Origin of the sequence: Enterobacter sp. UCD-UG_FMILLET, from assembly GCF_000762975.1 — a bacterium.
In the GTDB taxonomy this organism is placed as follows: domain Bacteria; phylum Pseudomonadota; class Gammaproteobacteria; order Enterobacterales; family Enterobacteriaceae; genus Enterobacter; species Enterobacter dykesii.
The window spans coordinates 14,988-35,843 of sequence record NZ_JRJC01000001.1 but is presented as its reverse complement, the minus strand read 5'-3'; the positions used below and the strand labels follow the sequence as shown (position 1 = coordinate 35,843).

Annotated in this window: 21 protein-coding genes; 11 read left to right on the top strand and 10 right to left on the bottom strand. The window is 58.8% G+C overall.

The genetic code is table 11. The annotated features are described in order from the left end of the window. Positions 1-178 precede the first annotated feature (178 nt). Positions 179-1,105, top strand: coding sequence for a DNA-binding transcriptional regulator DsdC (gene dsdC / locus LA04_RS00140; RefSeq protein WP_047650007.1), 927 nt, complete (start codon positions 179-181; stop codon positions 1,103-1,105). Between the two features lie 84 nt (positions 1,106-1,189). After that, positions 1,190-2,278 (top strand): cellulase family glycosylhydrolase, encoded by a 1,089-nt coding sequence (locus LA04_RS00135; RefSeq protein ID WP_047650005.1) that lies wholly within the window; start codon positions 1,190-1,192, stop codon positions 2,276-2,278. On the opposite strand, the gene emrD is transcribed toward LA04_RS00135, so the two are convergent. The 4 genes from emrD to tisB all read right to left on the bottom strand — a co-directional run bounded on the left by emrD (position 2,181) and on the right by tisB (position 5,037). Further along, the gene (gene emrD / locus LA04_RS00130; protein ID WP_029741426.1) at positions 2,181-3,365 is read right to left on the bottom strand and encodes a multidrug efflux MFS transporter EmrD; all 1,185 of its coding nucleotides are present in this window, start codon (positions 3,363-3,365) and stop codon (positions 2,181-2,183) included. The two genes, LA04_RS00135 and emrD, sit on opposite strands and share 98 nt — an antisense overlap. Before the next feature lie 175 nt (positions 3,366-3,540). Continuing rightward, the gene (locus LA04_RS00125) at positions 3,541-4,374 is read right to left on the bottom strand and encodes an EamA family transporter (protein ID WP_047650004.1); all 834 of its coding nucleotides are present in this window, start codon (positions 4,372-4,374) and stop codon (positions 3,541-3,543) included. Positions 4,375-4,436: 62 nt separating this feature from the next. Continuing rightward, entirely contained in the window at positions 4,437-4,883 is a 447-nt protein-coding gene (locus LA04_RS00120) for a GNAT family N-acetyltransferase (RefSeq protein WP_047650001.1), read from the bottom strand. A 64-nt stretch (positions 4,884-4,947) separates the two neighbouring features. Then, on the bottom strand, positions 4,948-5,037 hold the full coding sequence (tisB, locus tag LA04_RS23170) for a type I toxin-antitoxin system toxin TisB (protein WP_023309830.1): 90 nt from the start codon (positions 5,035-5,037) through the stop codon (positions 4,948-4,950). Between the two features lie 521 nt (positions 5,038-5,558). Between tisB and ivbL the strand changes: the two genes are divergently transcribed. The 9 genes from ivbL (at position 5,559) to nepI (ending at position 14,616) form a co-directional block, all read left to right on the top strand. Continuing rightward, on the top strand, positions 5,559-5,657 hold the full coding sequence (gene ivbL, locus LA04_RS24220; RefSeq protein WP_152594337.1) for an ilvB operon leader peptide IvbL: 99 nt from the start codon (positions 5,559-5,561) through the stop codon (positions 5,655-5,657). Between the two features lie 106 nt (positions 5,658-5,763). Next, positions 5,764-7,452 (top strand): acetolactate synthase large subunit, encoded by a 1,689-nt coding sequence (gene ilvB / locus LA04_RS00110; protein WP_047649999.1) that lies wholly within the window; start codon positions 5,764-5,766, stop codon positions 7,450-7,452. Between the two features lie 3 nt (positions 7,453-7,455). Continuing rightward, positions 7,456-7,743 carry an acetolactate synthase small subunit gene (ilvN, locus tag LA04_RS00105; RefSeq protein WP_010426528.1) on the top strand — a complete coding sequence of 96 codons (288 nt, stop codon included), beginning with the start codon at positions 7,456-7,458 and terminating at the stop codon, positions 7,741-7,743. Between the two features lie 77 nt (positions 7,744-7,820). Next, positions 7,821-8,414: a transcriptional regulator UhpA gene (gene uhpA / locus LA04_RS00100; RefSeq protein WP_047649998.1), complete on the top strand. Its 594-nt coding sequence runs from the start codon at positions 7,821-7,823 to the stop codon at positions 8,412-8,414. Next, positions 8,411-9,916, top strand: a complete 1,506-nt coding sequence (gene uhpB, locus LA04_RS00095) for a signal transduction histidine-protein kinase/phosphatase UhpB (protein WP_047649997.1) — start codon at positions 8,411-8,413, stop codon at positions 9,914-9,916. The genes uhpA and uhpB overlap by 4 nt, the downstream gene beginning before the upstream one ends. Then, positions 9,909-11,228 carry an MFS transporter gene (locus LA04_RS00090; RefSeq protein WP_047649996.1) on the top strand — a complete coding sequence of 440 codons (1,320 nt, stop codon included), beginning with the start codon at positions 9,909-9,911 and terminating at the stop codon, positions 11,226-11,228. The genes uhpB and LA04_RS00090 overlap by 8 nt, the downstream gene beginning before the upstream one ends. Positions 11,229-11,368: 140 nt before the next feature. Further along, a complete protein-coding gene (gene uhpT, locus LA04_RS00085; RefSeq protein ID WP_023333957.1) occupies positions 11,369-12,760 on the top strand; it encodes a hexose-6-phosphate:phosphate antiporter in 1,392 nt (463 codons plus the stop codon). 110 nt (positions 12,761-12,870) lie between these two features. Beyond that, positions 12,871-13,323 (top strand): DUF1198 domain-containing protein, encoded by a 453-nt coding sequence (locus LA04_RS00080; protein ID WP_047649994.1) that lies wholly within the window; start codon positions 12,871-12,873, stop codon positions 13,321-13,323. Between the two features lie 102 nt (positions 13,324-13,425). Beyond that, positions 13,426-14,616, top strand: a complete 1,191-nt coding sequence (gene nepI, locus LA04_RS00075; protein WP_047649993.1) for a purine ribonucleoside efflux pump NepI — start codon at positions 13,426-13,428, stop codon at positions 14,614-14,616. Positions 14,617-14,664: 48 nt separating this feature from the next. Here nepI and LA04_RS00070 read toward each other — a convergent pair whose 3' ends face one another. From LA04_RS00070 to LA04_RS00045, 6 genes are all read right to left on the bottom strand, one after another. Then, on the bottom strand, positions 14,665-15,570 hold the full coding sequence (locus LA04_RS00070; protein ID WP_047649992.1) for a DMT family transporter: 906 nt from the start codon (positions 15,568-15,570) through the stop codon (positions 14,665-14,667). 147 nt (positions 15,571-15,717) lie between these two features. After that, complete coding sequence (locus LA04_RS00065; protein WP_047649991.1) at positions 15,718-17,097, bottom strand: carbohydrate porin; 1,380 nt, start codon at positions 17,095-17,097, stop codon at positions 15,718-15,720. Between the two features lie 136 nt (positions 17,098-17,233). Beyond that, positions 17,234-17,536: a PTS lactose/cellobiose transporter subunit IIA gene (locus LA04_RS00060; protein WP_029741865.1), complete on the bottom strand. Its 303-nt coding sequence runs from the start codon at positions 17,534-17,536 to the stop codon at positions 17,234-17,236. Positions 17,537-17,541: 5 nt separating this feature from the next. Then, entirely contained in the window at positions 17,542-18,918 is a 1,377-nt protein-coding gene (locus tag LA04_RS00055; RefSeq protein ID WP_047649989.1) for a glycoside hydrolase family 1 protein, read from the bottom strand. Positions 18,919-18,935: 17 nt separating this feature from the next. After that, positions 18,936-20,261, bottom strand: coding sequence for a PTS sugar transporter subunit IIC (locus LA04_RS00050; protein ID WP_023309840.1), 1,326 nt, complete (start codon positions 20,259-20,261; stop codon positions 18,936-18,938). Between the two features lie 11 nt (positions 20,262-20,272). Then, a complete protein-coding gene (locus LA04_RS00045; RefSeq protein ID WP_032644367.1) occupies positions 20,273-20,587 on the bottom strand; it encodes a PTS sugar transporter subunit IIB in 315 nt (104 codons plus the stop codon). Positions 20,588-20,856: the final 269 nt, after the last annotated feature.

Sequence of the window (20,856 nt, the reverse complement as noted above, 5' to 3'; positions counted from 1 at the left end):
TGGGTATTGGACGAAAAAACGGCGGGGGCTGACAAACGATATAAATTGGCGTTCAGGTGAGCCAGATTGGATCAACTGAGTGACTGCGCTCTAAAAAGCGCACTTAATTCGTATTAGGTTCACATAAATTCACCCTTGAGCGGTATGCTGAGCGCAGAAACCCCGCGCGAGAATTGTGATGACCGATGCAAATGAAGCCAGAAACCGGCTGTTAAACGGCTGGCAGCTGTCGAAAATGTATACCTTTGAAGTGGCCGCCCGGCATGAGTCCTTCGCCCTGGCGGCGGAGGAGCTGTCGCTCAGCCCCAGCGCGGTGAGCCACCGCATCAACCTGCTGGAAGAGGAGCTGGGCATACAGCTGTTCGTCCGCTCGCACCGTAAAGTCGAGCTGACGCAGGAGGGAAAGCGCGTTTACTGGACGCTGAAATCGTCCCTCGATACCCTGAATCAGGAGATCCTGGACATCAAAAACCAGGCGCTGTCCGGCACGCTGACGGTCTACTCCCGGCCGTCGATCGCCCAGTGCTGGCTGGTGCCCATGCTGGGGGACTTTACCCGCCGCTATCCATCGATTTCACTCACCGTCCTGACCGGCAATGATTACGTTAATATGCAGCGAACGGGCGTCGACCTGGCGCTCTATTTCGACGATACGCCGCCAAACCACCTCTCTCATCACTTTCTGATGGACGAGGCGATTTTGCCCGTCTGCTCGCCGCAGTATGCCCGCGAGCATGAACTGCTGAAAAACCCCGATAACCTCAGCCACTGCACGCTACTGCATGACCGTCAGGCCTGGAGCAACGATTCCGGCACGGATGAGTGGCTGAGCTGGGCGCAACACTTTGCGGTGAATATGCCGCCATCGTCGGGCATTGGTTTCGATCGTTCTGATTTAGCGATTATTGCGGCCATTAACCACGTCGGCGTCGCGATGGGCAGAAAGCGGCTGGTGCAGAAACGACTTGAGCGGGGCGAGCTTATCGCCCCGTTTGGTGAAAAAACTCTGAAATGCCATCAGCACTACTATATCTCGACGCTTTCAGGCCGACAGTGGCCGAAAATAGATGCCTTTATCGGCTGGCTGAGAGAACTGGCCGGTTGAAGAATTATTACGCTTTCGCTCTACACGGAATGTGAAAAAGCGTGCTAAATACAGGTAATGCTTTCGATTTATCCAGGGTAAACCGTGTTAAAGCCTTTTATTGTCTCTGCATTATTGATCTCTTCCGGTTGGGCGATTGCCGCTGAGCCGCCGCTGACGGCTGCCCGTTATGCGCAGCAGATGGGCGTCGGGATGGATGTGGACTGGGCGCGCACCGAGCGCGGCATACGCGAATTCGACCCGCTGGTAGTACGCGATTTTCGTGCAAAAGGCATTACCCACGTGCGCATTCGTGTAGCCGATGAACCGACGGAAGCGCGGCTGATCCACCTGCGCAAGCTGGTGGAAGCCTGCGAGCAGTATGGCGTGATCCCTATCATCGCTTATCAGGCTGATGAATATAAAAACGACCCGAAAGCCGATAACGAGAAAGAGACGATTAACTGGTGGATTGCCGTGGCGCACTATTTTGGTCAGAGCTATCCGCTGCTGGGTTTTGATCTCATCTATGAGCCGGCCGACAAGCTTAACCACAACCTCGCGTCGCTAAACCGCGTGTATGAAAAAACCATTAAAGCGATCCACGACATGGATCCGCAGCGCATGATCTTTATTGCGCCACGCCTGCGCGCCGCGCCGGAGGATTTATCCAGCCTGAAGCTGCCTGCGCACAGCCAAAACTACCTGCTGGCGGAGTGGCATATTTTCCCGTGGGGGCCGCTGAAAAATAGCGGTAAATACCCGTGGACGTCCGGCACGGCGGCGGAGAAAGCGGCTATCCATAATCGCATCAATACCGCGCTGCGCTGGCAGCAAAAAACCGGGCACGTTAGCTGGGTCGGGGGCTGGGGCGTGGGAGAGTCAAACCACCTCACGCCAACCGCTTCGCAAATGGCGTTCTCCACCTTTATGGCCTGCGAGCTGCAAAAGGCGAAAATCCCGTATGCGCTGAACGCGGATTTCCAGTTTTACGACGGGGAAGAGGGGGCCTGGCGGCCCGCGCCGGAGCCGTTGCTGCAGGCGATGATTGCGCCCGTCTGCGAAAAGCCCGGCGAGAAGCCGGGCCATCATGCGGTTAAACCGGCTGCTCGTGATGCGGAACACGCGACGCCAGCGGCAGCCAGCACAGTAAAATCAGCAGCCCCATCAGCGTCATCAGCAGGCCCAAACTAGCCTGCCCGGTCTGCGGCATCATCGCCGAGAGCCAGGCCAGCGCGCCGGAGCCGATATTCTGCAAACCGCCTACCAGCGCACCAGCCGTGCCTGCGAGGAACGGGAACGGCTCCATCGCGCCGCTGGTCGCCAGCGGGAACAGCATCCCCGCGCCGAAGAAGAACAGCGCTGCCGGGATGAGCAGCGTCCAGACCGTCATCACGCCAAACAGCCCTGGGATCCACATCATCAGACCCGCCAGCAGGCAGCTGATCACCGACTGCCACATCAGGGTGGAGAAGCGTTTGTTCGGGCGTCCGGCAAACCACGCGCCGAAGAACGCCGCCGGGATCGGCAGAATAAACAGAATACTCACGACCATGCTGCTCAGGCCCAGACCCGCGCCCAGCAGCACGCCGGAACAGGCTTCAAACACCGCAATGCCCGCCAGGCCGCCGATCAGCATCAGCAGGTAGCAGGTAAACGACCCGTTGCCAAACAGCGTTTTATAGCTGGTGATGAGCTTCGTGCGCGGCGCGTCCTGCGGGCGCGTTTCCGGCATCCAGCGCGCCATGCTGAAGGTGACAATCACGCACAGCACCAGCAGGAAGGCGTAGCAGGCGCGCCAGGACCACATCGTGTCCAGCAGGCCGCCAATCAGCGGGGCGAGAAGCGGGCTGACCAGAATACCCATATTCAACAGGCTGTTGGCATGACGGAGCTGTGTACCCTGATACATATCGCGCGGTAAGGTTCGCGCCATCACCCCGCCGACGCCGGTCCCGACACCCTGCAGGGCGCTGGCGGCAATCAGTACGGTCAGGCTGTGCGTGGTAATGGCAATCACCGTCGCCACCATGAAAATGCTCATGCCCACCAGGATCACCGGGCGACGCCCGACGCGGTCAGACAGCGGGCCGTAGAAGAGCTGCGAAACGCCATAGGTCAGCAGGTAGGCTGCCATCACGCTCTGCACCGCGCCCTCGCGGACGTTCAATTCCTTTGCCATGTCGGCAATCGCCGGAATGTAGATGGTTTGCGCCATCTGACCGACGGCCACCAGTAACACCAGCATCAACAATAAGTTAACGTTCCTTTGTTTTTTCATGTCGCTGAATACTTTTGCAAAAAGAGAAAAATGAAGAATAAGTGACTGCGCATTCCCATAAATGCGCGAGGAATCTACCACAGAGAGATGACAATTTAAGCATTGTCGTGGTGAATGAAAAAACCGGGAAAGGCAGGATTTGTAAACAAGATCGGCAACTAATGTTGCCAGTGATTTACGCCAGGCGCAGCAGAATGGCGCCGCCGGCAATACCCAGCGCCGCCGCGATGCGCAGGCCCGCAACCTTCTCTTTTAAAAGGACAAACGCGATCAGCGCCCCAAAAAGAATCGAGGTTTCACGCAGCGCCGCGACCACCGCCAGCGGTGCCTGCGTCATGGCCCAAAGCGCCAGACCGTAAGAGCCCATGGTGCCCACCCCGCCGAGTAACCCCTTTTTCCAGTGCATGCGTAGGTAGCTGGACGCCTCGCGCCGGCGCGCCACCATTGCCCAACTCAACAGGCAGAAGCCGTTCATAAAGAAGGTCCACAGCGTGTAGCCCAGCGCGGTGTCCGACAGCCGCACGCCGGTGCCGTCGACCAGCGTATACCCGGCAATGAAGCAGGCGTTCAGGAGCGCCAGCCAGATCCCTTTGCGTGACTGCATGTGGCCATGCATCGCCATCGCCAGAATCGAAAGGCAAATTACTCCGATGCCGGACCAGGCGAGCCAGGAGAGACGATCCCCGAGCGCCAGCACGCCGATCAGCGCCACCAGCAGCGGGGCGGTGCCGCGCATCAGCGGATAGGTCTGGCTCATATCCGAGACCTGATAGGTCTTCGCTACCAGCACGGTGTAGACCACCTGTAAGGCGCAGGAGACGATCAAAAACGGCCAGCTTGCAGCAGATGGCTGTGGGGAAAACGGTAATAAGACCAGAGCGATAAGCGTGGCGGACCCGCTGACGCTTATGGCGGAATAGAGCTTGTCCGTTCCGGCCTTAACGATGGCGTTCCAGCTGGCATGCAGCAGCGCCGCGAAGAGCAAAATGCAGAAAACGGTGGTGGTCATGGCGTATCGGGTGATGAATTGTCACTCAACTGTAACATTCACACCCTGATGCTGCCAGCCGGCTACACGGCACAAAAAAGGCGGTGCGTCACCCGCGGTTCGTCCGAGACCTGCGTAAAACCCGCCTGGCGATAGAAGCCGTACGCGCTGTCCGGCGCGTGGGTATTCAGGAAATCAAACCAGATGCTGGCATCGGCCATCACCACGGTTAAAAGCTGTTTGCCAATGCCCAGCCCGCGGCACTTCTCGCTGACGTAGAGATGGCGAATACGTCCGGCGCGCGGCTGCTGGCTGAACGGATCGCGGTTGAGGCCGCATACGCCGACCAGCCTGCCGTTGAGAAACGCGCCCAGCAGCTTTTCTCCCGGCGCGTTAAAGCGGTTCTCGCCGCGCTGCCAGTTCTCTTCAAGCCTGCGCAGCATGTTGAAATTCAGTGCGATACTTTCAGCCTTCAGGGCGATATACCCCGGCTCATCCGGTGTGACAGGCTCAATTAACAGACGCGACATAGCATTCCCTCGTTATTAAAGAGGGGCGGTTGCCCGCCCCTCTCAGGTGCGACTTGAACCTGAATTACCGAAGGAATTTCAGGACAGCATCAAGCAGTTGCAGTACAGCAACAATGAGTTTGAGGATAAGTATCACCATATCCACTACGCTCATACGCGTCTCCTTTTGGGTAAAAGGAGCACGATGCTGGCGTACCTTTCCGCCGCCTGTTGCCAGCACCTGGATTGACGTAACACAGTGTGCTCACTTCAGGGGTTAAGGCACTGACGGCACCACCCGTTTCAGCCAGGACTTCGTTGCGCCGGTAAAACTGCGGCCCCCTCGCTCACTGCGAACACCCTCAGTATAGATAAATACTGTATGTATGAACAGTATTTTTTGGACAAAATCAGGAAGGCGATCCATACTCAAAAGCGTCAAAATCCGTGCCGGAATTGCGCGTTCATCTTCGATCGCGTATACTTTTTGCGTTGACGTAACACAGTGTGTTCTGCGGCCACCAACCGCAAAACCCTGATAAAAACCTCGCTTAGGCGGGGTTTTTTGTTTTCATCACCCAACAAACGAAACGTGATCCCTGACGCATTTTTGCGCAGATGAAAATATTTCCATTGTCACGCCCGAAAACCTGTGTTTGTATAAATTCCATCAATGATTCCAAACACAGGTCCCCAATGACTTCATCCATCTTCACTTCGGCCCTACTAAAAACTGCGCAACCAGCCGCAGTGGTCGTCGTGCGTGTGGTGGTGGTCGTCGGCAATGCGCCGTAGGGACTGGATCAACACACGAATCCAAAACCCCGCCGGCGCAAACCGGGCGGGGTTTTTCGTTTAGGACCCTCCCCGGAACGTCGGCCCAGAAGAAAAGGACTGGAGCATGGCAATTTCGGGCACAACATCCACAAAGAGGCGTTTTACTGGCGCGCAGCTGATCGTTCATTTGCTGGAACGACAGGGCATCACTACCGTTGCGGGTATTCCGGGCGGCACGGTGCTGCCGCTGTACGATGCGTTGAGCCAAAGCACGCAGATCCGCCACGTGCTGGCGCGCCACGAGCAGGGGGCAGGCTTTATTGCTCAGGGCATGGCGCGTACGCAGGGCAAACCGGCGGTCTGTATGGCCTGCAGCGGCCCGGGCGCAACCAACCTGGTCACCGCCATCGCCGACGCGCGCCTCGACTCCATTCCGCTGATCTGCATTACCGGCCAGGTACCGTCCTCGATGATTGGCACCGATGCGTTCCAGGAAGTGGACACCTACGGCATCTCTATCCCCATCACCAAACATAACTATTTAGTTCGCGATATCAGCGAGCTTCCTCAGGTTATCAGCGATGCGTTTCGCATTGCGCAGTCTGGCCGCCCGGGCCCGGTGTGGATAGACATTCCTAAGGATGTCCAGACCGCAGAGATCGAGATAGACGTCCTGCCGGAGCCGGGCGAGCGTGCCCCCGCGCCGGAATTCAGCGCTGAGAGCGTGCGCGATGCCGCCGCCATGATTAACGCCGCCAAACGCCCGGTGCTTTATCTGGGCGGCGGGGCGATTAACGCTGCGGATGAAATCCGCGAGTTTGCAGAGAAAACCAACCTGCCCACTACCATGACCCTGATGGCGCTGGGCATGCTGCCTAAGGCGCACCCATTGTCATTAGGTATGCTGGGCATGCACGGCGCGCGCAGCACCAATTACATCCTGCAAGAGGCTGATTTGCTGATTGTTATGGGCGCGCGTTTTGATGACCGGGCGATCGGTAAAACCGAGCAGTTCTGCCCGAACGCCAAAATCATTCACGTGGATATCGACCGCGCCGAGCTGGGTAAAATCAAGCAGCCGCACGTGGCTATTCAGGGCGACGTGGCCGAGGTGCTGGCGCAGCTGATCCCGCAGACGGACGCAGCCGAGCGCGCGGACTGGCGCCAGCTGGTGGCCGATCTGCAGCGCGAGTTCCCGGGCGCCATCCCAACCGAAGGCGATCCGCTGAGCCACTATGGTCTTATCAACGCCGTGGCCGCCTGTGTCGACGACAGCGCGATTATCACCACCGACGTGGGCCAGCATCAGATGTGGACCGCCCAGGCCTACCCGCTGAACCGACCGCGCCAGTGGCTGACCTCCGGCGGTCTGGGAACCATGGGCTTCGGCCTGCCTGCGGCGGTCGGTGCAGCCCTCGCCAACCCGGACCGCAAGGTCATCTGCTTCTCCGGTGACGGCAGCCTGATGATGAACATTCAGGAAATGGCGACCACGGCCGAAAACCAGTTAGACGTGAAAATCATCCTGATGAACAACGAGGCGCTGGGGCTGGTGCACCAGCAGCAGAGCCTGTTCTACAAGCAGGGCGTGTTTGCCGCGACCTACCCTGGGATGATTAACTTTATGCAGATTGCCGCCGGCTTTGGCCTGCACACCTGCGATCTGAACGCCGAAGAGGATGCCCACGCGGCGCTGCAGGCGGCGATTTCTCGCCCCGGCCCGGCGCTGATCCACGTGCGTATCGACCCTGAACAAAAAGTGTATCCGATGGTGCCGCCGGGAGCGGCAAATACTGAGATGGTGGGAGAATAAGCCATGCAGAAACAACATGATAACGTCATTCTGGAACTCACCGTCCGCAACCACCCTGGCGTTATGACCCACGTCTGCGGGCTCTTTGCCCGCCGGGCGTTTAACGTGGAAGGCATTCTCTGTCTGCCGATTCAGGGCAGCGAGCACAGCCGCATCTGGCTACTGGTTAATGATGACCAGCGTCTGGAGCAAATGATGGCCCAGATCGACAAGCTGGAAGACGTCACCAAAGTGGCGCGCAACCAGTCCGATCCCACCATGTTTAACAAAATTGCGGTGTTCTTCGAATAAATCGCTCATTGCTTGAACACCCGCGCGCTTATCGTTAAGGTAGGCGCGTTTTTTTATCCGCCCGCCAGGAACGCGCTATGACCACCATCGCCCTTATCGACGACCACCTTATCGTCCGCTCCGGATTTGCCCAGCTTCTGAATCTCGAAGCGGATTTTCAGGTTGTGGCCGAGTTTGGCTCCGGTCGCGAGGCGCTGGCGGGCCTGCCGGGGCGCGGGGTGCAGGTCTGTATCTGCGACATCTCGATGCCGGATCTTTCCGGACTGGAGCTGTTAAGCCAGCTGCCGAAAGGGATGGCGACGATCATGCTCTCGGTCCACGACAGCCCGGCGCTGGTCGAGCAGGCGCTCAACGCGGGGGCGCGCGGCTTTCTCTCCAAGCGCTGTAGCCCCGACGAACTGATCGCCGCGGTGCGCACCGTCTCCACCGGCGGCTGCTATTTAACGCCGGATATCGCCATCAAGCTGGCGGCCGGACGGCAGGATCCGCTCACCCGGCGCGAGCGTCAGGTGGCTGAGAAGCTCGCGCAGGGAATGTCGGTAAAAGAGATTGCCGCCGAGCTGGATCTGTCCCCGAAAACCGTGCACGTTCACCGCGCCAACCTGATGGAAAAACTCAACGTCAGCAACGACGTCGAGCTGGCGCGCCGCATGTTTGACAGCTGGCAATGAGTTCCGCTTTTTCACGGCTGATCGCCGTCGTCGCCAGCTTTTTTATCTTCTCCGCCGCCTGGTTCTGCCTGTGGAGCATTAGTCTGCATCTGGTGGAGCGCCCGGAGCTGGCGGTGCTGCTGTTCCCCTTCGGGCTGCGTCTGGGGTTAATGCTCCAGTGTCCGCGCGCCTACTGGCCGGTTTTGCTCGGCGCAGAGTGGCTGATGCTGGTCTGGCTGGCGCAGGAGGTGGCCCTCGCGCACCTGCCCTTATTGATGACCGGAAGCCTGCTCACGCTTCTCCCGGTTGCGCTCATCTCCCGCTACCGCCACCAGCGCGACTGGCGCACGCTGCTGCGTCAGGGGGCGGCGCTGATGGCCGCCGCGCTGCTGCAGTCCCTGCCGTGGATTGGCGACAAGGAGATGCTCAATGCCCTGCTGCTGACCCTCACCGGCGGCCTGACGCTCGCGCCGACCTGCCTCGTTATCTGGCACTACCTCACCAGCACCGTCTGGCAGCCGCTCGGCCCGGGGCTGGTTTCCCAGCCGGTGAACTGGCGCGCTCGGCATCTCATCTGGTATCTGCTGCTGTTTGTGGTAAGCCTATGGCTCCAGCTTGGCCTGCCCGCTGAACTATCACGCTTCACGCCGTTCTGTCTGGCGCTGCCGATTATCGCCCTGGCCTGGCACTACGGATGGCAGGGGGCGCTGATCGCCACGCTGATGAACGCCATCGCGCTGATCGCCAGCCAGACCTGGCACGATCACCCTGTGGATTTGCTGCTTTCCCTGCTGGCTCAAAGCCTGACCGGGCTGCTGCTCGGCGCGGGCATTCAGCGCCTGCGCGAGCTGAACCAGTCCCTGCAGACCGAGCTGGCGCGCAACCGCCGTCTGGCGGAGCGTCTGCTGGAAACCGAAGAGAGCGTGCGGCAGGAGGTCGCCCGCGAGCTGCACGACGATATCGGCCAGACCATCACCGCTATCCGCACCCAGGCGGGCATAGTCCAGCGCCTGGCGGCTGAAAACGCGGGCGTGAAGCAGGGCGGGGCACATATCGAACAGCTTTCGCTGGGCGTCTATGACTCCGTTCGACGCCTGTTAGGACGGCTGCGTCCGCGCCAGCTCGACGACCTGTCGCTGGAGCAGGCGGTGCGTTCCCTGATGCGCGAGATGGAGCTGGAAAGCCGCGGCATCGTCAGCCATCTCGACTGGTGCATTAACGAATCTACGCTCAGCGAAGGTCAGCGCGTGACGCTGTTCCGCGTCTGTCAGGAAGGGCTGAACAACATCGTCAAGCACGCCAGCGCCAGCGCGGTTACCATCCAGGGCTGGCAGCAGGACGAGCGCCTGATGCTGGTGATTGAAGACGACGGCTGCGGTCTGCCGCCGGGCTCCGGCCAGCAGGGCTTTGGCCTGGCGGGCATGCGCGAGCGCGTGAAGGCGCTCGGCGGTACGCTGAATATCTCCTGCACCCACGGGACGCGCGTCAGCGTCAGCCTGCCGCTACGGAGTTACCATGTTTAAAACCCCTGCCAGCGCCGCGCCGATTGGCGATAAAGCGGAAATCGACGCCCGCTACCGCTACTGGCGTCGCCATATCCTGATGACCATCTGGCTCGGCTACGCGCTGTTCTACTTTACCCGCAAAAGCTTCAACGCCGCCGCGCCGGAGATCCTCGCCAGCGGCGTGATGACGCGCACCGATATCGGCCTGCTGGCGACGCTGTTTTACATCACCTACGGCCTGTCGAAGTTCTTCTCCGGCATCGTCAGCGACCGCTCCAACGCGCGCTATTTTATGGGCGTCGGGCTGATCGCCACCGGGGTGGTGAACATCCTGTTTGGTTTCTCCACCTCGCTTTGGGCCTTCGCCCTGCTGTGGGCGCTGAACGCCTTTTTCCAGGGCTGGGGCGCGCCGGTCTGCGCCCGCCTGCTCACCGCCTGGTATTCGCGCAACGAGCGTGGCGGCTGGTGGGCAATCTGGAACACCGCGCATAACGTCGGCGGGGCGCTGATCCCGATGGTGGTAGGTGCGGCGGCGCTGCACTACGGCTGGCGCGCGGGGATGATGATTGCCGGAGGCCTCGCGATTGTCGCCGGGCTGTTTCTCTGCTGGCGCCTGCGCGACCGGCCGCAAACCGTCGGTCTGCCTGCGGTGGGCGACTGGCGGCACGACGAAATGGAGATTGCCCAGCAGCAGGAAGGCGCGGGGCTGACCCGCAGGGAGATCCTCACAAAATACGTGCTGAAAAACCCCTACATCTGGCTGCTGTCGCTCTGCTACGTGCTGGTTTACGTGGTGCGTGCGGCGATCAACGACTGGGGCAATCTGTACATGTCCGAGACGCTCGGCGTGGATCTGGTGACCGCCAACTCGGCGGTGACGATGTTCGAACTGGGCGGGTTTATCGGCGCGCTGGTGGCGGGCTGGGGCTCGGACAAGCTGTTCAACGGCAACCGTGGCCCGATGAACCTGATTTTCGCCGCCGGGATTTTGCTCTCCGTCGGCTCGCTGTGGCTGATGCCGTTCGCCAGCTATGTGATGCAGGCGGCGTGCTTCTTCACCACTGGCTTCTTCGTGTTTGGCCCGCAGATGCTGATCGGCATGGCGGCGGCGGAGTGTTCTCACAAAGAGGCGGCAGGCGCGGCGACGGGCTTTGTCGGACTGTTTGCCTACCTCGGCGCATCGCTCTCCGGCTGGCCGCTGGCGCGGGTGATTGACGTCTGGCACTGGAGCGGTTTCTTCGCGGTGATCGCCATCGCGGCGGGGATCTCCGCGCTGCTGCTGCTGCCCTTCCTGCACGCGCAGGCCCCGCGCGAGGTGAGCGAAGCGTGATGTGCCTCACCTTTCTGGCCCGAGTGGCGTAAAACTAAGAAATTTTCCCGGTTTTACCTGGACGCTGTCTCAGGCATCTCTCCTGGCTGATTTTTACAATGCCTGCCATTCGCAGGTAAAAATCAGCTCAGGAGCAAACCATGCTGGCCTTCCTCAACCAGGTGCGCAAGCCGACCCTGGATCTGCCGCTCGACGTGCGGCGCAAGATGTGGTTCAAACCGTTCATGCAGTCCTATCTGGTGGTCTTCATCGGCTACCTGACCATGTACCTGATCCGCAAAAACTTTAACATCGCGCAGAACGATATGATCTCAACCTACGGGCTGAGCATGACGCAGCTGGGGATGATTGGTCTGGGCTTCTCCATCACCTACGGCGTGGGGAAAACCGTCGTTTCCTACTACGCGGACGGCAAAAACACCAAGCAGTTCCTGCCGTTTATGCTGATCCTCTCCGCCATCTGTATGCTCGGCTTCAGCGCCAGCATGGGCGCGGGCTCCGTCAGCCTGTTCATGATGATCGCTTTCTACGCCCTGAGCGGTTTCTTCCAGAGTACCGGCGGGTCGTGCAGCTACTCCACCATCACCAAATGGACCCCGCGCCGCAAGCGTGGTTCCTACCTCGGCATGTGGAACATCTCCCACAACCTCGGCGGGGCGGGGGCGGCAGGCGTGGCGCTGTTTGGTGCGAACTATCTGTTCGACGGCCACGTGATCGGCATGTTTATCTTCCCGTCGATTATCGCCCTGATTGTCGGCTTTATCGGCCTGCGCTACGGCAGCGACTCCCCGGAATCTTATGGCCTCGGCAAAGCCGAAGAGCTGTTCGGGGAGGAGATCAGCGAAGAGGACAAAGAGACCGAAGAAAACGAGATGTCCAAATGGCAGATCTTTGTTGAGTACGTGCTGAAAAACAAGGTGATCTGGCTGCTGTGCTTCTCAAATATCTTCCTCTACGTGGTGCGTATCGGCATCGACCAGTGGTCGACCGTGTATGCCTTCCAGGAGCTGAAGCTCTCTAAAGAAGTGGCGATTCAGGGCTTCACCCTGTTCGAAGTGGGCGCGCTGGTCGGCACCCTGCTGTGGGGCTGGCTCTCCGATCTCGCTAATGGCCGTCGCGCGCTGGTGGCCTGCGTCGCGCTGGCGCTGATTATCGCCACCCTCGGCGTCTACCAGCACGCCAGCAACCAGTACGTTTACCTGGCGTCCCTGTTCGCGCTCGGCTTCCTGGTGTTTGGTCCACAGCTGCTGATCGGCGTGGCGGCAGTCGGCTTCGTACCGAAAAAAGCGATCGGCGCCGCCGATGGGATTAAAGGCACCTTCGCCTACCTGATCGGCGACAGCTTCGCCAAGCTGGGTCTGGGGATGATCGCTGACGGCACGCCGATTTTCGGCCTCACCGGCTGGGCGGGCACCTTCGCGGCGCTGGATGCGGCGGCCATCGGCTGTATCGTCCTGATGGCGATGGTCGCGGTGCTGGAAGAACGTAAAATTCGCCGTGAGAATCGTGCGCAGAAATTAAAAACAGCTTGAGTGTGCAGGTAACTTCTTTGCCCGGTGTGTGATGCCGGGCTTTTTTATGCCTGTCGCTGTCGACGCCGTGCGTTTCCCGCTATGATGAGCGGCTATTCTAAGGAGAACGCATGGTCTGGATAATGCTGGCAACGCTTGCCGTGGTGTTTGTGGTGGGATTTCGCGTCCTGACCTCGGACTCCCGCCGCGCCATCAAACGTTTAAGCGAGCGTCTGGGCATCACCCCGATGCCGGTCGAGTCGATGATCGACCAGTTTGGAAAATCCTCCGGCAATGAGTTTATCCGCTACCTTGAGCGCCCCGACGAGGCGCATCTGCAAAACGCCGCCCAGGTGCTGCTGATCTGGCAGGTCTGCATCGTCGACGGCAGCGAGGAGAACCTGCACGCCTGGCACCGCATGCTGCGTAAAGCCCGCCTTGCCGCACCCATTACCGATGCGCAAATTCGTCTGGCGCTTGGCTTCATGCGCGAGATGGAGCCCGATCCGCAGGAGCTAAACGCCTTCCAGCTACGCTATAACCAGCTCTTCCTGCCGGAAGAGGGCGTGTTTTACCTACACTGATCCCCTGTAAAAACGACAAAAGTTGTCTAAACGTTAAATCCATCACACTTTTGATGATAAACTGCGCGACTTTTCCGCACGTTTTTATCTTCAGGTGACGCCATGACAGAACATATCCAGCCCACGACCAGACCGCAGACCAACGAGGTTTCACGCCCCAACTGGTCGGCGGTATTCTCCGTGGCGTTCTGCGTCGCCTGCCTGATTACCGTTGAGTTTCTGCCGGTGAGCCTGCTGACGCCGATGGCGCAGGATCTGGGTATTTCCGAAGGCGTTGCGGGGCAGTCCGTTACCGTCACCGCCTTCGTGGCGATGTTCGCCAGCCTGTTTATCACCCAGGTGATTGGCACTATCGACCGCCGCAAGGTGGTCATTCTGTTCAGCGTGCTGCTGACGCTCTCCTGCCTGCTGGTCTCCTTTGCGGAAAGCTTTACCCTGCTGCTGCTGGGGCGCGCCTGCCTGGGGCTGGGATTAGGCGGCTTCTGGGCGATGTCCGCCTCGCTGACCATGCGCCTGGTGCCCGCGCGGACGGTACCAAAAGCGCTTTCCGTTATCTTCGGTGCGGTCTCTATCGCGCTGGTGATTGCCGCGCCGCTGGGCAGCTTCCTGGGCGGGATTATCGGCTGGCGTAACGTCTTTAACGCCGCGGCGGTGATGGGCGTGCTGTGTATTATCTGGGTGTGGAAGGCGCTGCCGTCCCTGCCGGGCGAAGCGGCGCACCATAAGCAGAACATGTTCGCGCTGCTGAAGCGCCCCGGCGTGCTGGCGGGGATGACCGCGATCTTTATGGCCTTTGCCGGGCAGTTTGCCTTCTTTACCTATATCCGCCCGGTGTTTATGAACATGGCGGGCTTTGACGTAGACGGCCTGACGCTGGTGCTGCTGAGCTTCGGTATCGCCAGCTTTGTCGGCACGTCACTGTCGTCCCAGTTCCTGAAGCGCTCCCTGAAGGTGGCGCTGGCGGGTGCGCCGCTGGTGCTGGCGGCGAGCGCGGCGGTGCTGGTGCTGTGGGGCAGCGATAAGTGGGTCGCGTCTGCCATTGCGATTATCTGGGGCTTTGCCTTTGCGCTGGTGCCGGTGGGCTGGTCGACGTGGATCACCCGAACGCTGGCCGATCAGGCGGAAAAAGCCGGGTCGATTCAGGTGGCGGTGATCCAGCTGGCGAATACCTGCGGTGCGGCCATTGGCGGCGTGGCGCTCGACCATCTGGGGCTGACATCGCCGCTGGTACTTTCCGGTACGCTGATGCTGCTGACCGCGCTGCTGGTGGCGGGGAAGGTTAAGGCGAAGTAGTGCTTTTCTCCCTCTCCCGTGGGAGAGGGTTGGGGTGAGGGCATCAGGCTACGCCGATGCCTTAACCCTTCTACGTGAATCCATCGAAATCAGCACCACCGACGATACAATCAGCAGCGTGCCCAGCCAGTCCGGCAGGGTGAACGCCACGCCCAGTAAAATCACCGACAGCAACGCGCTGCTCAGCGGCTCGGCGCAGCTCAGAATGCTCGCCTTCGGCCCGCCAATCATCTGCGCGCCTTTTAGATACAGGCTGAACGTCAGCGCGGTGCCGATCACCACCAGATAGAAAAACGCCAGCAGCAGGCTGCCGTCAATCACGAAGGTCGTCCCGCGCCCGGCGTAGAACGGCGTCAACATCAATCCGGCAATCAACATACTCCAGCCGACAATCGGCAATGTGCCATAGCGGGCGATCAGCGTCGACGGATAGGTGGTGTAAAACGCCGCGGCAAACGCCGAGGCGATACCGAAGAACAGCGCGGCAGGCGAGATGGAGAGCGAGGTTGGGTCGCCGTGGGTGACCAGCAGGAACGTCCCGACAAGGGATGTCACAATCGCGGACAAAACAAACACGCCGGGGCGCTTTTTCCGCGCCAGGGCAAACCACGCCACGATAATGGTTGGCGATAGGAACTGCAGCACGGTAGCGGTCGCCGCGTTGGATTTTTCAATCGTCAGCAGGAAAGTGAGCTGCACGGTAAGCGCGCCGACCAGCGAGAAAAACAGCAGGCTGAGTGCGTCTTTGCGCTGCTTGATGACCGAGAATATCTTGTCGCCGTGAACGAAAGAAAGCGTCAGGAGGATCACGCCGGTAAACAGCAGGCGAACCATGGTCAGGTAAGGCGAAGAAATGTGGCTTTTCTCCATGATGTACTGCGCGCAAACGCCGGAACTGCCCCATAAAACGGCGGCGATCAGAACGTTCAGCATCCCTTTACGTGTGGAACCCATTTTCTCCCCTGCTATGTTGTCGTTTATTCGGTCAACAGCATAGCATGATAGCGTGCGCTCTGATGCCCTCACCCCAGCCCTCTCCCACGGGAGAGGGAGCAAACACTAAAAACGGCAACGAGAGTTGCCGTTTTGCTTCTACCTTGCTTAGAACCACGCCTCCCACATCGCGCCGACGTTGAAGTCGTCGAGGGTTTCGTCTTTGGTGTTGTTCACGCGCGCGGTGCGTGCGTTATCCACTTTGCCGCCGGTCACGTAGAAGCGCAGCATCGGGCGGAACTCCGGCCCCATGGCGATAGACATGTTCTGCGACAGGGTCAGCTTCCAGCCCTTGTTGTCGCCGCCGTTATCGTAATCCACATGCTGCCAGCCTGCTTCCAGCCAGGTGGAGTGAACGTCGTTCCACCAGTGCATCGGACGCACGATGGCGTTGTAGTTCTTACGGTTGTCGGTCTTATCGCGGCTATTGTCGTAATCGTGGAAGGCGAGGATGTACTCCACCTGCGTCGCCTGGGTGAATTTGTACAGCCCTTCGAAGCTGGCGTAGACCGTGGTCAGGTCCTCGGTTTTGTTGAACACGCTGTTGTCCGCGTTATCGGAGTAGCGGGCAATCACCTTATTCACGCCGCTGTCGTTGGTGTGGCTCAGCACCACGCCGCCCTGCCAGGCGTTCAGACGTTCATCGCTCTCCACCGCTTTGGAGTCAAAGCCGTAGTTGGCGTACAGCTCCATGTCGATCGGGCCGAGCTTCATGCCGTGGATTTTTGAGGTCGCGGCGTAGTTGCCTTTGTCGCCCGTGCCGGAACCGCCGGTACAGGTGATGCGCGACGGGTTGGCTTCATCTTCCATCACTTCCGGGCTACAGGATTCCACCGCCGCCACGGCGGCGACGTCAAACTGCACGCCGCCGATGTCGAAGTTCTTCACCCCGGCGCCCTGGCCGTCGTGGTTCATCCAGAAGTAATCGTTGATGCCCTGCTGCGGACGCTGGTGGAAGTCACGCCCGGCCCAGAAATAGGCGTTCGGGTTGGAGGCCATAATGTTGGTCACCCCCGCGTAGGCTTTTTTCAGGTTAACTTCGTCGCCCCAGTGGTCGATCATCACGTTGATATCCCAGATGGCACCGTTTTCACCCTTGAAGGCCTTGGAGAGCTGGAATTCCCCGCCGTTGCCTTCGTTGCCCAGACGACCAATGGCGGACGCGCCGTTGTAGGAACCGTCCACCGCCACGTATTTCTGATCGGCAGCCTGGAAGTGCGCGCCGTAGCGGGCATAGCCGGTGAATTTAACCCCGAACGGGATCGCCATATCCGGGGATTGTGCCGCGCTTTGCGGCTCGGTCACCACGTCCGCTTTTTTCGCGACCGCCGCATCCATTTTAGCCTGACGCTCGGCCAGGGCTTTATCCACCGCTTTCGCCACAATGGCGTCGATTTGCTCCTGGGTGAATTCCTGTGCGAGCACGGAAATTGGGCAAAGCGCGGCGATAACCGCCATGGTTAATGGAAGTTTTTTAATCGTATTCATGGTTATCTCAATATAGTTTAATTTTATTCAGACAATAACCATCCCGCTCCGATCTGACAGAGTATGTCGCTATCATCAGAACAAGTGGATCTCTATTTAGGGTACAGAGGTATTACAATAATTATTTCGCCATAGATTATCTCTGGTATAAATGAATAATTTCTTCGGACAGTTCACGCGCTAATAAGGAATTCATTAAGTGATCCTGCGCGTGCACCATAATTAACGTCATCGGCTGGCGGCCTTCGCCCGCATCCTGCTCGATCAGTTTGGTCTGCATCTTGTGCGCCTGGCGCGCGTAGCCATCGGCTTCGCGCAGCAGGCTTTTGGCTTCGTCAATGTTGCCCTGGCGTGCCGCGTGCAGGGCTTCAAAGCACAGGCTGCGGGACTGCCCGGCATTGACGATAATTTCCATTACGGCTTCTTCTAGTGCGATCATCATCATTACTCTTTTTCAAAACTATTATTTAATGCGGTGGCGGCAAACCACTCTCCGCTTTTCTTAATGGTGCGTTTCTGCGTCTCTAAATCGAGCTGGATAAATCCGTAGCGATTTTTATAGGCGTTGCACCACGACCAGTTATCAATAAACGTCCACATATGGTAACCGAGACAATTGCACCCTTCGCTAATACCCTTATGCAGCCAGGCTAAATGTTCGGAAATAAACTCGATGCGGTACCGATCGTTTATCTGCCCATTTTCAATAAAGCGCTGCTCGTTTTCGACGCCCATGCCGTTTTCAGAAATAAAGCAGCGAGGGTTGCCGTAATTGTCGCGCAGGTTAACCAGAATATCGTAAATACCCGGCTCGTAGATTTCCCATCCGCGGTACGGGTTCATCTTGCGGCCCGGCATCTCGTAGCTATCAAAGAACCACTCCGGCATAAACGGCGCCTGCGGGTTCACCGCGCTGTCTCGGCACTTCACGCGACGCGGCTGATAGTAGTTAATGCCGAGCAGGTCGATTTTCCCTTCCGCAATCAGAAAACCGTCTTCCGGCTTGCAGGCGGGAAGCTGATCGTAAGATTTCAGTAACGCCACCAGATCCGCCGGGTATTCGCCGCGCAGAACCGGGTCAAGGAAGCTGCGGTTAAACATCAGATCTGCAACGTGTGCCGCCTTCACGTCCGCCGGGTTCTGCGAGCGCGGATAGGACGGCGTCAGGTTCAACACGATGCCAATTTCCCCCGCGTAATGCCCGGCGCGGTAGGCCTGCACCGCCTTCGCATGGGCCAGCACGGTGTGATACGCCACGGTGGCTGCCCGACGAAAATCCACCACGTTCGGGTAGTGGAAGTCGTACAGATAACCGCCTTCCACCGGCACGATCGGCTCGTTGAAGGTAAACCAGTGCAGCACGCGGTCACCAAACAGCTCGAAGCAAATCTGAGCATAGCGGGCGTAAGCCTCCACCACGTCGCGGTTTTCCCAGCCGCCGATTTCCTGCATCGCCATCGGCATGTCGAAATGGAACAGGGTCATAAACGGCGTGATGCCCTGTTCATTCAGCTCATCAATGACCTGATTGTAAAAATCGACCGCGTCCGGGTTCACTTCACCGATACCGTCGGGGATCAGGCGCGCCCAGCTAATCGAGGTGCGAAAGCTGTTGTGATTCAGCTGCTTTAACAGCTGAATGTCCGTTTTCCAGTGCTGATAAAACGTGGAGGTCTGCTGCGGCCCCACGCCGTTGTGAAAACGGTTCGGCTCGCGGGCAAACCAGTAATCCCACGTGGTTTCCCCCTCTCTTGCCCCTTCGGTCTGGAGAGCAGAGCTTGCGCTGCCCCACCAGAAGTTATCGGGAAATGCGTATTTCATGACTCTTCCTCTTTGACTTAATTGCTGGCGGTCTCGGCGGCACCGACGGTTGCCTGGGCCTTCTGCTCTTCGTTTTTGATGAGCGTACGCTCATAGGCGCGCAGGAATGGCAGGTACATCAGCGCGGACATCACCATACAGACCAGGCACATCACCACCGGGCTCAGCGCCCAGTTCGCCGCCCACGAGGCGCCAATCGGTGCAGGGGTGGTCCACGGGGTTAACGAGACGACCTGCGCCAGCCAGCCGAGTTTAGTTGCCGCGTACGCCAGGCAGGCGTTAACCAGCGGAACGAACACGAACGGGATAAACAGCATCGGGTTCATGATGATCGGCGCGCCGAACAGAATCGGTTCGTTGATGTTAAAGAAGCTCGGCACAACGCCCATTTTGCCGATGGTACGCAGGTGGGTTACGCGGCTGCGCAGCAGCAGGAACGCCAGCGGCAGCGTGGAGCCTACGCCGCCAATCAGCAGGTAGTGATCCCAGAAGCCCTGGAGGTAAACGTGCGGCAGCGCCGCGCCGGCCGCCAGCGCCGCCTGGTTTGCCGAGAGGTTCGCCATCCAGAACGGGTTCATGATGCCGGTGACGATCAGCGAGCCGTGAATACCGGCGAACCAGAAGATCTGGCACAGCAGCACGGAGAGCAGAATGGCTGGCAGGGAGTCAGAGGCAGACACCAGCGGCTCCAGCAGGTGCATGATCGCCTGCGGGATAATCATCCCTGTTTGCGCTTCAATGAACAGGTTCAGCGGGTGCAGCGTGCCGATCACCACCATCACCGGGATCAGGATTTCAAACGAACGCGCCACGCCGGTCGGGACTTCCTTCGGCAGGCGAATAGTGACGTTGTTCTGCTTCAGCCACGCGTAAACGCGGGTGGCGTAAATCGCGGTGATCAGCGCGGTGAAGATGCCCTGTCCGGAGAGGTACTGCGTCGATATCTTGCCGTCGGCATACGGCGCGGCGACCAGCAGGAAGGCCATAAAGGCCAGCAGGCCGGACATCACCGGGTCGAGGTTGAACTGACGCCCCAGGCTTGCCCCAATCCCCACCGAAATGAAGAAGGTCATCACCCCCATGCTGAGGTTAAACGGCAGCATCAGCTGTTCGCGGTAGGTCTGGGAGAAATCCAGCCAGCCGCGGGCGAAGCTGTTGGTGGTATCCGCCGAGAACGGCGGGAAGATGAACACCAGCATAAACGAGCCGATGATCATAAACGGCAGCGCGGCGGTAAAGCCGTCGCGGATGGCAATCACGTACTTTTGCTGACCCAGCTTCGCGGCCAGCGGAGTAATCGACTGCTCAATCACCGCGACCATGGATTGATATAACGAACTCATGTGAACACCTTTTAGTGTGCCGCTTCGATGAGCGACAGAGCATAGTCCAGTACTTTATCGCCACGCTGCATGCCGTAGTCCATCATATCGATGGGCTGCACCGGAATGCCATGCGTCGCCGCCTTGTCTGAGAGTGTCTGTAACATGTATTTCACTTGCGGTCCGAGAAGTACCACCTGGTATTGCGGAAACTGCGTATCAAATTCGGAAACGCCGTACGCATCAATCTTCACCGGCAAACCACGTTCTTTCGCGACATCGACCATTTTGCTGACCAACAGGCTGGTGGACATCCCGGCAGAGCAGCACAGCATAATCTTGAACATCGACAACCATCCTCTAAATGTAAAAAGTTATTGCGAGGATGATTGGACATTATACGGAAACCGGTTTCCATTCATAAAAGACAGAAGTGTGACAACCATCAAGATCCCTTACTTATGAGGCTAATTAACCCGATGTGCGTCACATAATTTGGCTGTTTTGACATCATTTGGAGTGGAAACGGAAAATCGGTTTCCATGAAAAACGGAAACGGATATACTCCGTTCTGGCTATAATGTGAGCCGAAGCGGTGATGGAATTTGCAGGCGCG

Coding starts and splice junctions, on each gene's coding strand:
- dsdC (WP_047650007.1), top strand. CDS start 179: ATGACCGATGCAAATGAAGCCAGAAACCGGCTGTTAAACGGCTGGCAG.
- emrD (WP_029741426.1), bottom strand. CDS start 3,365: ATGAAAAAACAAAGGAACGTTAACTTATTGTTGATGCTGGTGTTACTG.
- LA04_RS00125 (WP_047650004.1), bottom strand. CDS start 4,374: ATGACCACCACCGTTTTCTGCATTTTGCTCTTCGCGGCGCTGCTGCAT.
- LA04_RS00120 (WP_047650001.1), bottom strand. CDS start 4,883: ATGTCGCGTCTGTTAATTGAGCCTGTCACACCGGATGAGCCGGGGTAT.
- tisB (WP_023309830.1), bottom strand. CDS start 5,037: ATGAGCGTAGTGGATATGGTGATACTTATCCTCAAACTCATTGTTGCT.
- ivbL (WP_152594337.1), top strand. CDS start 5,559: ATGACTTCATCCATCTTCACTTCGGCCCTACTAAAAACTGCGCAACCA.
- ilvB (WP_047649999.1), top strand. CDS start 5,764: ATGGCAATTTCGGGCACAACATCCACAAAGAGGCGTTTTACTGGCGCG.
- ilvN (WP_010426528.1), top strand. CDS start 7,456: ATGCAGAAACAACATGATAACGTCATTCTGGAACTCACCGTCCGCAAC.
- uhpA (WP_047649998.1), top strand. CDS start 7,821: ATGACCACCATCGCCCTTATCGACGACCACCTTATCGTCCGCTCCGGA.
- uhpB (WP_047649997.1), top strand. CDS start 8,411: ATGAGTTCCGCTTTTTCACGGCTGATCGCCGTCGTCGCCAGCTTTTTT.
- LA04_RS00090 (WP_047649996.1), top strand. CDS start 9,909: ATGTTTAAAACCCCTGCCAGCGCCGCGCCGATTGGCGATAAAGCGGAA.
- uhpT (WP_023333957.1), top strand. CDS start 11,369: ATGCTGGCCTTCCTCAACCAGGTGCGCAAGCCGACCCTGGATCTGCCG.
- LA04_RS00080 (WP_047649994.1), top strand. CDS start 12,871: ATGGTCTGGATAATGCTGGCAACGCTTGCCGTGGTGTTTGTGGTGGGA.
- nepI (WP_047649993.1), top strand. CDS start 13,426: ATGACAGAACATATCCAGCCCACGACCAGACCGCAGACCAACGAGGTT.
- LA04_RS00070 (WP_047649992.1), bottom strand. CDS start 15,570: ATGGGTTCCACACGTAAAGGGATGCTGAACGTTCTGATCGCCGCCGTT.
- LA04_RS00065 (WP_047649991.1), bottom strand. CDS start 17,097: ATGAATACGATTAAAAAACTTCCATTAACCATGGCGGTTATCGCCGCG.
- LA04_RS00060 (WP_029741865.1), bottom strand. CDS start 17,536: ATGATCGCACTAGAAGAAGCCGTAATGGAAATTATCGTCAATGCCGGG.
- LA04_RS00055 (WP_047649989.1), bottom strand. CDS start 18,918: ATGAAATACGCATTTCCCGATAACTTCTGGTGGGGCAGCGCAAGCTCT.
- LA04_RS00050 (WP_023309840.1), bottom strand. CDS start 20,261: ATGAGTTCGTTATATCAATCCATGGTCGCGGTGATTGAGCAGTCGATT.
- LA04_RS00045 (WP_032644367.1), bottom strand. CDS start 20,587: ATGTTCAAGATTATGCTGTGCTGCTCTGCCGGGATGTCCACCAGCCTG.